Below are 11721 nucleotides of genomic sequence, written 5' to 3' on the forward strand. Positions count from 1 at the left end.
CGTGAGGGACGGTGACTTCCGTGAGGGGGAGGGAGGCCAGAAGGAACTCGGCTCCCGGGAGAGCGCGGCATAAGCCGTCCGACCATCGCGCAGGGAAGGCCGAGTGATCGGCACCACCTGTATGCTGCTGTGCGGTTTTCCTGCGTGTGCCTATTGCGCAGCAGACCGCGGGTGCGTTGTCAGCACCCGGCCTTCCCTGTGCCCTCTTGGTTTTGGAGGGGCGAAGGATGAAGCAAAGCTCGGGCGAATTGCGCCGCGAGGCTGCGAAGGCGTGTCCTGTACGTGCGCCATCATACACTCACCGCCTCGACTCACCTGCGCATCCCGTGTGCGAGCCGCAGCGGGGTGCAGCTCCCGTGGCGTGAAATCAAAAGTTGTAGACGGTTATGGTTGTGAGGTATCTTGGTAAGCCCGTGCGTGGCTTCCTGGTAACGATTGTGCCGTCTCCGCAACACCTATCGCCGATTTAACCGTTATCACCGCCGGTTCGCGTCGCCGCCGCTTTTTAGCCACACCCGACCATGAATAAAATCGCTCTAATGTTTTGAGAGCAGCGGCGGTCTTCGAAGGCGACGAGAAAATCCAAGGTCGATTCAAATCTTGGCTCTGATTTTTCGGGTCTGAAAGGGTTGGCCGGGGAAACTGGTTGCGATGGACGCGAAGACAGACAAGCAGAGGCTGCCGAGCCGTCACGTGACGGAAGGCCCTGCGCGCGCGCCGCACCGGTCCTATTTCTACGCCATGGGTCTGACCACCGAGCAGATCCACCAGCCCTTCGTCGGCGTCGCCTCGTGCTGGAATGAAGCCGCTCCCTGCAACATCGCGCTGATGCGCCAGGCGCAGGCGGTGAAGAAGGGCGTTGCGTCGGCCGGCGGCACGCCGCGCGAGTTCTGCACCATCACCGTCACCGACGGCATCGCCATGGGCCATGACGGCATGCGCTCGTCGCTGCCGTCGCGCGAATGCATCGCCGACTCGGTCGAACTGACGGTGCGTGGTCACGCCTATGACGCGTTGGTCGGGCTCGCCGGCTGCGACAAGTCGCTGCCGGGCATGATGATGGCGATGGTCCGCCTCAACGTGCCCTCGATCTTCATCTATGGCGGCTCGATCCTGCCCGGCAATTTCCGCGGGCAGCAGGTCACGGTGCAGGACATGTTCGAGGCCGTCGGCAAGCACTCGGTCGGCGCCATGTCGGACGAGGATCTCGACGAGATCGAGCGCGTGGCGTGCCCCTCGGCGGGCGCCTGCGGTGCGCAGTTCACCGCCAACACCATGGCCACCGTGTCCGAGGCGATCGGCCTCGCGCTGCCTTACTCGGCCGGTGCCCCTGCACCGTATGAAATCCGCGACGCCTTCTGCATGACTGCGGGCGAGAAGGTGATGGACCTGATCGCCCAGAACATCCGGCCGCGCGACATCGTCACGCTCAAGGCGTTGGAGAATGCGGCGGCCGTGGTCGCCGCGTCCGGCGGCTCGACCAATGCTGCGCTGCACCTACCGGCGATCGCGCACGAATGCGGCATCAAGTTCGACCTGTTCGACGTCGCCGAAATCTTCAAAAAGACACCTTATGTCGCGGATTTGAAGCCGGGTGGCCGTTATGTCGCCAAAGACATGTTTGAAGTAGGTGGCATACCGCTTCTGATGAAGACGCTGCTCGACAACGGCTTCCTGCACGGTGATTGCCTTACCGTCACGGGCCGCACGATCGCCGAAAACCTCAAGAGCGTGAAGTGGAATCCGCACCAGGACGTGGTGCACCCGGCAGACAAGCCCATCACCGTTACAGGCGGTGTGGTCGGCCTGAAGGGGAATTTGGCGCCAGAAGGTGCGATCGTGAAAGTCGCGGGAATGTCCAACCTCAGGTTCACCGGTCCGGCCAGGTGCTTCGACCGTGAGGAGGATGCTTTCGAGGCGGTCCAGAAGCGCACCTATCGCGAAGGCGAAGTCATCGTGATCCGCTACGAGGGGCCGAAGGGCGGTCCCGGCATGCGGGAAATGCTCCAGACCACGGCAGCGCTGACCGGCCAGGGCATGGGCGGCAAGATCGCGCTCATCACCGACGGCCGCTTCTCCGGGGCCACCCGTGGCTTCTGCATCGGCCATGTCGGGCCGGAGGCGGCGGTCGGCGGCCCGATCGGGCTGCTCGAGGACGGCGACATCATCGAGATCGACGCCGTCGCCGGTACCCTTAACGTAAAATTGAGCGACGCCGAGCTCGCCCAGCGCAAAACCAAATGGAGCGCGCGCGCGACTAACCATACGTCGGGTGCGCTCTGGAAATATGCTCAGCAGGTTGGACCAGCGGTCGGGGGGGCAGTGACCCATCCGGGCGGCGCGCACGAGAAACAGTGCTATGCGGACATTTAGGCGTGCCACAGTTGCGTTTGTGTTGGGGGCGGCCGCGCTGGCCGCGCCGGCGTTCGCCTTCGACGGCGCGCCGGTCAACCCCAAGGATGCGACGATTCCGGTCGTGACCACGCTGCCGGGTGCTGCGGGGGCGCTCCGCACCAAGGTGCCGCCGGCCGCCGCCACCCAGGAAACTTCGCTCAGCGCGCTGCAATATGCCGCCGAGGGCGGTCACCCCATCGCGCAGTGGAAGCTCGGCCGCATGTACGCCAATGGCGACGGCGTCGCCCAGGACGACCTGCGTGCGTTCGAATATTTCAGCCGGATCGCCAACGCCCATGCCGAGGACAGCCCCTCGGCGCCGCAAGCGCAGATCGTGGCCAACGCCTTCGTCGCGCTCGGCCGCTACTATCTGGCTGGCATTCCGAACTCGAAGGTCAAGGCCGATCCGGACCGCGCCCGGGAGATGTTCTCCTATGCCGCATCCTATTTCGGCAACGCGGACGCGCAGTACGATCTCGCCCGTCTGTATCTGAAGACCCCGGACGCCTCGCGCGAGGACTACCGTTACGGGGCGCGCTGGCTTGGCCTTGCCGCCCAGAAGGGCCAGCACCAGGCTCAGGCGCTGCTCGGCCAGATGCTGTTCAACGGCGATCGGCTGCCGCGGCAGGCGGCGCGCGGCCTGATGTGGCTGACGCTGGCGCGGGACAGCGCCGGTGCCGACGAGGTCTGGATCAAGGAAAGCTACAACCGCGCCTTCGCCAAGGCCTCCGACGACGACCGCGCCATGGCCCTGCAAATGCTGGAGCAGTGGGTGCAGGGGCGTAGGGATTAGGCGCGGGCCCCGTCGGGCGGATTAGCCGAAGGCGTAATCCGCCATCCAACTCCCGTTCACGCCGCCTCGAGATCGAGGTCCGCCCATACCGGCACGTGGTCCGACGGCTTCTCCCAGCCGCGCACATAGCTGTCGATGCCGACATTGGCGAGCCGGTCGCTGGCCTGCGGCGACAGCAGGAGATGGTCGATCCGCAGCCCCTGGTTCTTCTGCCAGGCCCCGGCCTGGTAGTCCCAGAAGGTATAGAGCCCGCCTTCGTCCGTGACGGCGCGCAAGGCGTCGGTGAGGCCGAGCCCGAGCAGGGACTGAAAGCTCTCCCGCGTCTCCATCTTGAACAGGGCGTCCTCGGTCCACGCGGCCGGATTGTGCACGTCGCGGCCATGCGGGATGACGTTGAAGTCGCCTGCAAGGATCAGCGGAACCTCCTCCTTGAGGCGCTCCCTCGAATAATCAAGAAGCCGCGACATCCATTTGAGCTTGTAGGGATATTTCTCGGTCCCGACGGGATTGCCGTTAGGCAGGTAGAGGCAGGCGATGCGCAGCACCCCTCGCTTGAGCGTCACTACGCCTTCGAGGAAGCGGGCATGGGTGTCCTCGTCATCGCCGGCGAGCCCCGATCTGGTCTCGTCGAACCGGAGCTTGGAGAGCAGGGCGACGCCGTTGAATGTCTTCTGTCCGTGCGTGACCACGTTGTAGCCCAGCGCCTCGATCTCAAGCCGCGGAAAAGCGTCGTCGACGCATTTGATCTCCTGCAGGCAGACGATGTCGGGCTGGCACTCCTTCAGCCAGGTCAGAAGCAAATCGATCCGCTGCCGGACCGAGTTCACGTTCCATGTGGCTACTCTGATGGGCATTGGGAGGCTCCGGGCAGGGGCCTTGGTTAGAACAAAATGCAAACGCGCCCGTCAAGGCGCCGGCAAAATCTCCCACAAAATTAACCCGGCTTAAGCGGGCCGCAGGCCATTGATCGTCAAAAGGTTCCGCAGATGGGATGGCCGGACAAGTCGATGAAGCGAACTCTGCCGCGTGACGGCGTGATCGGCGCGTTCCTGTATTGGCTCGGCGGCTTCGAGATCGAGGACGGCCTGATCGCCGATCTCAGCGAGCGGGAGATCCGCCGCATCCGCGCCAAGCAGATCGATGCCGTGACCCGGCTGATCCCGGTCACGATGGCGGTGACGATGCTGAACGTCGCCATCGTGCTGATCCTGTTCTGGGGCCGGGGCTGGAACGACTTCCTCGCGATCTGGGGCCTGACACTGGCGGCCACCGCCTCGCTCGCGGTGCGCTCGTGGCACAAGTTGCACCAGAATCCGCCGCAAGAGGCCTCGATCCGTGCGGGGCGGCAGATGCTGCGGCAGGCGTTTTTCCTCGCCGCGATCTGGGGCGCGCTGCCGCTCGCTCTGTTCAGCCGCGTCGAGCCGACCAGCCAGCTGATCCTGGCCTGCCTGATGGTCGGCATGATGTCGGGCGGCGCGTTCACGCTGTCGACCTTCCCGCGCGCCGGCCTCGTCTATCTCGCCACCATGACGGTCGCCTGCGCCGGCGCGCTGCTGCTGTGCGGCACCGGGCCCTATCTGGCGACGTCAGTGTTCCTGCTGCTGTTCGCGTTTTTCATGGCGCGCAACATCGTCTCGCAGGGCAACCTGTTCCTCGGCAATCTTAAGGCCCAGCTCGAGCTCGAGCGTCAGACCGAGATCATCTCGCTGCTCTTGAAGGATTTTCAGGAGAACGCCAGCGATTGGCTTTGGCAGACCAACGCCGAAGGACAGTTGGTCGACGTGCCCCAGCGCTTTGCGGACGTCGCGCAATTGCCGCTGCCGCTGTTGAAGGGAGCGCAATTCGCCGACGTGCTCGACATGCTTTGCCCCGAGGACAAGCGCGCCGCCTACAACGTCGTCGGCCTGATGGAGCAGGCCGAGCCGCTGCACGAGATGAACCTCAAGGTCGTCGCCGGCGGCGAGGCGCGGCTGTGGTCGCTGACGGCGAAGCCGGCCTACGACCGCGACGGCCAGTTCCTCGGCTATCGCGGCTTCGGCCGCGACGTCACCGAGCGCTGGCGCGCGGAAAAGGCCGAGGCCGAAAGCCGCGCCAAGTCCGACTTCCTGGCGGTGATGAGTCACGAGATCCGCACGCCCATGAACGGCGTGCTCGGGCTCGCCAGCATGCTGCTTGAGACGAAGCTCGATCCGGAGCAGCACGAGGCCGTCACCACGATCCGCGAGTCCGGCGATAATCTCCAGCGCATCCTCAACGACATTCTCGACCTCTCCAAGCTGGAAGCCGGCCGCTTCCAGTTCGAGGCGATCGACTTCGCGCCGCAGGCGCTGGTCGAGACGGTTGCGACCATGGTGCGCGCGGGCGCCAGGAGCAGGGGGCTCGCGATCAAGGTCGAGCTCGATCCGAACCTTCCGCCGACGCTGCGCGGCGACGTCGCTCGCATCCGCCAGGTGCTGCTCAATCTCGCCTCCAACGCGGTGAAGTTCACCGATCAGGGCGAGGTGACGATCGCAGCGACCTGCCAGGCGCGCCGCGATCTGCTGGCGACCGTCGAATGGACGGTGACCGACAGCGGCATCGGCATCGCCCCGGAAAAGCTCGGCCAGCTGTTCAGCGACTTCGCCCAGGCCGATGCCTCGATCAGCCGCCGCTTCGGAGGCACCGGTCTTGGCCTTGCGATCAGCAGGCGCATCATCGAGCAGATGGGTGGGACCATCGGCGTCACCTCGACGCCGGGCGAAGGCTCGACCTTCCGTTTCACGCTGGTGCTGCCCTGGAGCCAGGCGCAGCCTTCCGATCAGGCGGACGACCGCGACGCAGCCGACGAACTCAAGGCTCGCATCGCCGGGCTCGATCGGCCGCTCAAGGTGCTGGTCGCGGAGGATGATGCCGTCAACCGCATGGTCGTGAGCAAGATGCTGGGAGCCTTTGACGTCGAGCTGCGCGTCGTCAACGACGGCGCCGAGGCGATCGCGGCGGCCTCCGAAGTCGACTACGATGTCGTGCTGATGGACGTGCGAATGCCCGACATCGACGGGCTCGCCGCGACCCGCGCGATCCGCGCGCAGGGGGGACGCTTCGAGAGCTTGCCGATCGTCGCGCTCACCGCCAATGCCTTCCCCGACGACGTCAGAACTTGCCGCGAGGCCGGCATGTCGGACTTCCTTGCCAAGCCGCTACGCAAGCCGGCGCTGATCGGAGCCTTGCTTCGCGCGCTGGACGGCTACGTGATGTCGGAGGACGCGCCGCTCCAGCCGGGGCTAATGCCCGGCGACGTGGAGTGGACCGACGAGGAAAGGCAGATGACCGGCGCGTGAGCGCGTCAGATCGAGAAGCTGGTCCCGCAGCCGCAGGATGCTGTGGCATTCGGATTGTTGACGCGGAACGAGGCGCCGATCAGGTCGTCGACGAAATCGACCTGCGATCCTGCCAGGAACGGCTGGGAGGCGGAATCGACCAGCACCACCGCATTGTCCTGCTCGATCACGAGATCGTCGTCAGTGCGGGCACGGTCAATATCGAACTTGTACTGGAAGCCCGAGCAGCCGCCGCCCTCGACGGAGATGCGCAGCATCGCGCCGGACCCTTCGCCCTTGAGGATCTCCCCAATACGGCGTGCGGCGCGGTCACTGATGGTCACGTCGGTCGTCATGGCTCGTCTCCGATAGTCCCGCGGTCATATCCAATTCATTTGGTATCCCGCGCCCGGCATAGTTAAGTGCAAGGATACGCAGAATCAAATGGATAGGGACTAAATTCGCCGTGTCCGTCGGAATGGCAGCCCCCCGCGCGCCCTATGCCTGCGATCCCGACCGCAGCCGCGGCCGGCTGGTCGCCGAGCCGCCGAGCCGGACCCGGAGCCCGTTCCGGCGGGATTGCGACCGGGTGATTCATTCGACCGCATTCCGCCGCCTGAAGTACAAGACCCAGGTGTTCGTGTTCCACGAGGGCGATCACTACCGCACCAGGCTGACGCATTCGCTGGAGGTGGCGCAGATCGCGCGGGCCCTGGCCCGGCAGCTTGGGCTGGACGAGGACCTCACCGAAACCCTGGCGCTGGCCCATGATCTCGGCCATCCCCCGTTCGGTCATGCCGGCGAGCGGGCGCTCGACGCCTGCCTGAAGGACTTTGGCGGCTTCGACCACAACGCCCAGACGCTCCGTGTCGTGGCTTCGCTCGAGCACCGCTATCCCGAGTTCGACGGGCTCAACCTGACCTGGGAATCGCTGGAGGGAATCGTCAAGCACAACGGTCCGCTGACCGACCGCACCGGCGCCCCGGTCGGGCGCTATCGCGAGCACGGCATTCCCGTTGGGATCGCCGACTACATCAAGACGTACGACCTCGAATTGTGGAGCTTCGCCTCGCTGGAGGCGCAGGTCGCCGCCATCGCGGACGACATCGCCTACGACGCGCACGACATCGATGACGGCCTGCGTGCCGGCCTGTTCCGTCTCGACGATCTCAAGGTGATGCCGCTGACCGCGGAGATCATCGCCGAGACCTCGGCGCATTATCCCGATCTCGAAGACGTCAGGCGCGGCGCCGAGCTGGTCCGCGAGCTGATCTCGCACTTGATCGGTGCGGTGTTCGCGGAGGCCCGGAAGAACCTCGCCGCGGTGAAGCCGCAATCGGCCCAGGATGTCCGGCAGCAGAACCGGGCGCTGATCGCGTTCCCGGCCGAGGTGGCCGAGGAGGAGGCCGCCATCAAGCGCTTTCTGTATCAGCACATGTACCGTCACAAGCGGGTGATGCGGGTGATGGGGGAAGCCGAGCAGATCCTGTTCGACCTGTTCGCGAAATACCTGCAGGTGCCGGCGGAGCTGCCGCCGGAATGGCTCGTGGGCGCGGAGGCGGACGACGAGGCCGACCGGGCCCGCCGGATCGGCAATTTCATCGCCGGCATGACCGACCGCTTCGCCTTGACCGAGCACCAGCGGCTCTTTGACTCGACCCCGGATTTGCGTTAGGCGGCGGCCATGCCCCAGACCTCCTCATCGCTGCATCTGTTCGCTGATGTGCTCGCACGTGTGCACGCCGCCTGCCGCGCGCTTGCGGCGGCGTCCAGCTGGCCCGAGGGTATCGATTTCTCCCGCGTGGTGGTTGAGCCGCCGCGTGATGCCTCCCACGGTGACATGGCCACCAACGCCGCGATGGTGCTGGCGAAAGAGGCAAAGGCAAAGCCGCGCGATCTCGCCGAGCAGATCGCCGAGCGGCTGCGCGCCGACGCGCTGATCGCCAAGGTCGATGTCGCCGGCCCCGGCTTCATCAATTTGACGCTCAAGCCGGCCGCCTGGGTGGAGGCGCTGCGGACGGTGCTGCGCGAGGGACCCGCTTACGGCCGTGTCAGCGGCGGCTCGAAGGTGAACGTCGAATACGTCTCGGCCAACCCGACCGGGCCGATGCATGTCGGCCATTGCCGCGGCGCGGTGTTCGGCGACGCGCTGGCGAGCCTGCTTCAGTTCGCTGGCCACGACGTCACGCGCGAATATTACATCAACGACGCCGGCGCCCAGGTCGACGTGCTCGCACGCTCCGCGTTTCTCCGGTACCGCGAGGCGCTGGGACAGGACATCGGCGCGATCCCGGAAGGGCTCTATCCCGGCGACTACCTCAAGCCCGTCGGCGAGGCGCTCGCAAAGGAACAAGGCGAGAAGCTGCTCGCGATGAGCGAGGCCGAGTGGCTGCCGACGGTGCGCGCCAAGGCGATCGCGATGATGATGGCCGAGATCAAGGACGATCTCGCCGCCCTCAACATCCGCCACGACGTGTTCTTCTCCGAGCGCTCGCTGATCGAGACCGGCAATAACAAGGTCGCCGAGACCATCGATTTCCTGAAGGCCAAGGGCGACATCTACGAAGGCCGCCTGCCGCCGCCGAAGGGCGCGCCGGTCGAGGATTGGGAAGACCGCGAGCAGCTGCTGTTCAAGGCGACCGCCTACGGCGACGACGTCGACCGTCCGCTGATCAAGTCGGATGGTTCCTACACCTACTTCGCCTCCGACATCGCTTACCACAAGAACAAGTTCGACCGTGGTTTTGCCGAGATGATCGACGTCTGGGGCGCCGACCATGGCGGCTACATCAAGCGGATGCAGGCGGCGGTGAAGGCGACCACCTCCGGAAAGGGGGCGCTCGACGTCAAGATCGTTCAGCTCGTGAAGCTCTTGCGCAACGGCGAGCCGGTGAAAATGTCCAAGCGGAGCGGGGACTTCGTTACCTTGCGTGAAGTTGTGGATGAGGTCGGCCAGGACGCCGTCCGCTTCATGATGCTCTACCGGAAGAATGACGCGGTGCTCGACTTCGACCTCGCCAAGGTCATGGAACAGTCGCGAGACAACCCGGTGTTCTACGTCCAATACGGTCACGCCCGCGGCCATTCGATCTTCCGGAACGCACGGGCCGAACTGTTCCCGGACCTGCCCGAGGATGCCGGGAAACGGATCGCCTGGCTCGGTGAGTCGGCGCTGGAACGGCTGTCCGACCCCGTTGAACTTGAACTTCTCAAGCGCCTCGCAATTTATCCGCGCACGCTGGAGGCTGCCGCCGCGGCCCACGAGCCGCACCGAATTGCCTTTTATCTCTATGATTTAGCCAGCGAATTTCATGCACTTTGGACGAAGGGGCGGGATTTGCCCTATTTACGCTTCATTATCAATAATGATGCAGTTCTAACGAAGGCGCGGCTGGCTATGGTCCAGGGCGTCGTCTCAGTCTTGGCATCGGGCCTCGCCATCCTCGGCGTCCATGCCCCGGACGAGATGCGGTAGTTTGGGGCGAACTACTTAAGGGGAATTCGGGGGTAACCGGCAGAAGCCGGATCGCTTAGACTTGGTTGAAAGCCTTGTGGGTCGAAGGCCGCGCCTTGGTCGAGGGGCGCGCGGCTTTCCCGAAGGGACGCATCATCACGATGGCCGAACGATATCAGGACAGACCGTTTCCTTCCGATGACTATGGTCGCGGCAGCGACCCGCATGGGAAGGCGGATAGCGATCCCTTGGCCGAACTCGCCCGTCTGATCGGACAGACCGATCCATTCGCAGGGCAGGGGCGGACGGCTTCGACCGCGCCGAGCTATCAGGAAGACGACTACCGCCACGATGATGGCCACCAGGATTATGCCGGGCAAGCCACGCCGCCCGGGCCGCCCTCATGGATGCGGCGCGCCAACGTGCAGCCGCAGCCGGCACCCGCGCCGGAGCCCGACTATCCGGTTTCCGTAAGCCCGGTGCATCCGCTGCACCGCTATTCCGCCAAGCCTGCCGCGCCGGAGCCTGTCGTTCATCAGCCACGAGCCGACCACGGCCAGGTCGATCAGGATCACGCCTTCCAGGATCAGGATCAGTCCTATCAGGCTCAGGCTTATCACGGACAGGGCTACCAGCAGCACGGCCAGGCTCACCACGAGCCGGCGTATCAGGAGCCGTACGTACAGCCTGACCTTGCGCGCTACGACGATGCGCTCTACGGCCGCCTGGAGACAGGCGAGCAGGACTATCAGCGCGAACCGGCCTACCCTGACGACCCCTATGCCTATCAGAGCGACTATCCCGAGGAAGAAGTCGACGAGCCGAAGAAGCGCGGCGGCATGATGACGGTCGCGGCGATCCTTGCGCTCGCCGTAGTCGGTACCGGTGCTGCCTTCGCTTACAAGACCTACATGGGCTCGCCCCGCAGCGGCGAGCCGCCGATCATCAAGGCCGACAACACGCCGACCAAGATCGTGCCGGCGCCAACGGACTCCTCCGCCAAGGTGCCAGATCGCATGGTCAGCGGCGACGGCACGGAAAAAATTGTGCCGCGCGAAGAGGCGCCCGTCGACGTCAACGCCAGGACCGGTGGGCCGCGCGTGGTGTTCCCGCCGTTGAACCAGAATGCGAATCCGCCCTCGGTGGCGAGCGTGTCGCCCTCTGCTGTGCCGCCGCCGAGCACGGGGGCGGGCAGCGGCACGCTGCCGAACAACTCGCCGCGCCCGATCAGGACTGTAGCGGTGAAGGGCGATCAGACCGATGGCGCGGCACCCCAATCAGGCGCTGCCGCCAAGCCCATGGCTGCGCCGAAGCCTCTGGCTGCACCTGCTGCGCCGGCCGCCCCGCGCAATCCGCCGACCTCGGCCAATGCCAGCGCCAATCAGCCGATGTCGCTCGCGCCGCAATCGGCGCCCACAGCCGAGCCGCCGCAGCGGATGGCCGCGACAAACCCCACCCAGATTGCGCCCATGAGCAGCGGTGGCGGATACGTCGTGCAGGTCTCCTCGCAGCAGAGCGAGGATAGCGCCGCTGCGTCCTACCGGGTGCTTCAGAGCAAGTACGGCAGCGTGCTGGGCTCCCGTTCGCCGGTGATCAAGCGGGTCGATCTCACCGACAAGGGCAAGGGAATCGTCTACCGCGCCTTCGCTGGTCCCTATGCTTCGGCCGAGGAAGCGACGCAGGCTTGCAACAGCCTGAAGTCCGCAGGCCTCTCCGCCTGCTTCGTCCAGAGGAATTAACGGCCGTTTCCTTGACCCCTCGGCGGGGCAGGGTTAATCGGCCGT

General features: G+C 65.3%; 8 protein-coding genes. 6 read left to right on the forward strand and 2 right to left on the reverse strand.

The annotated features are described in order from the left end of the window. The first annotated feature begins 651 nt into the window (after positions 1-651). Entirely contained in the window at positions 652-2373 is a 1722-nt protein-coding gene (gene ilvD, locus AC3WLX_RS00350; protein WP_492334282.1) for a dihydroxy-acid dehydratase, read from the forward strand. Next, positions 2360-3187, forward strand: coding sequence for a tetratricopeptide repeat protein (locus AC3WLX_RS00355; protein ID WP_291624580.1), 828 nt, complete (start codon positions 2360-2362; stop codon positions 3185-3187). Before ilvD ends, AC3WLX_RS00355 begins: the two co-directional genes overlap by 14 nt. A gap of 56 nt (positions 3188-3243) precedes the next feature. Here AC3WLX_RS00355 and xth read toward each other — a convergent pair whose 3' ends face one another. Then, on the reverse strand, positions 3244-4041 hold the full coding sequence (gene xth / locus AC3WLX_RS00360) for an exodeoxyribonuclease III (protein ID WP_492334283.1): 798 nt from the start codon (positions 4039-4041) through the stop codon (positions 3244-3246). A gap of 132 nt (positions 4042-4173) precedes the next feature. Between xth and AC3WLX_RS00365 the strand changes: the two genes are divergently transcribed. Continuing rightward, entirely contained in the window at positions 4174-6504 is a 2331-nt protein-coding gene (locus AC3WLX_RS00365) for a hybrid sensor histidine kinase/response regulator (RefSeq protein ID WP_492334284.1), read from the forward strand. Between the two features lie 5 nt (positions 6505-6509). Here the strand turns inward: AC3WLX_RS00365 and erpA are convergent, their stop codons facing one another. After that, positions 6510-6839: an iron-sulfur cluster insertion protein ErpA gene (gene erpA, locus AC3WLX_RS00370; RefSeq protein ID WP_128919415.1), complete on the reverse strand. Its 330-nt coding sequence runs from the start codon at positions 6837-6839 to the stop codon at positions 6510-6512. A gap of 110 nt (positions 6840-6949) precedes the next feature. Between erpA and AC3WLX_RS00375 the strand changes: the two genes are divergently transcribed. The 3 genes from AC3WLX_RS00375 to AC3WLX_RS00385 all read left to right on the forward strand — a co-directional run bounded on the left by AC3WLX_RS00375 (position 6950) and on the right by AC3WLX_RS00385 (position 11676). Beyond that, the gene (locus AC3WLX_RS00375; protein ID WP_492334285.1) at positions 6950-8158 is read left to right on the forward strand and encodes a deoxyguanosinetriphosphate triphosphohydrolase; all 1209 of its coding nucleotides are present in this window, start codon (positions 6950-6952) and stop codon (positions 8156-8158) included. 9 nt (positions 8159-8167) lie between these two features. Further along, the gene (gene argS, locus AC3WLX_RS00380) at positions 8168-9958 is read left to right on the forward strand and encodes an arginine--tRNA ligase (protein ID WP_492334286.1); all 1791 of its coding nucleotides are present in this window, start codon (positions 8168-8170) and stop codon (positions 9956-9958) included. A 140-nt stretch (positions 9959-10098) separates the two neighbouring features. Then, a complete protein-coding gene (locus AC3WLX_RS00385; RefSeq protein ID WP_492334287.1) occupies positions 10099-11676 on the forward strand; it encodes an SPOR domain-containing protein in 1578 nt (525 codons plus the stop codon). Positions 11677-11721 lie beyond the last annotated feature (45 nt).

The sequence above is a fragment of the Bradyrhizobium sp. FW305-F6 genome (assembly GCF_058782905.1).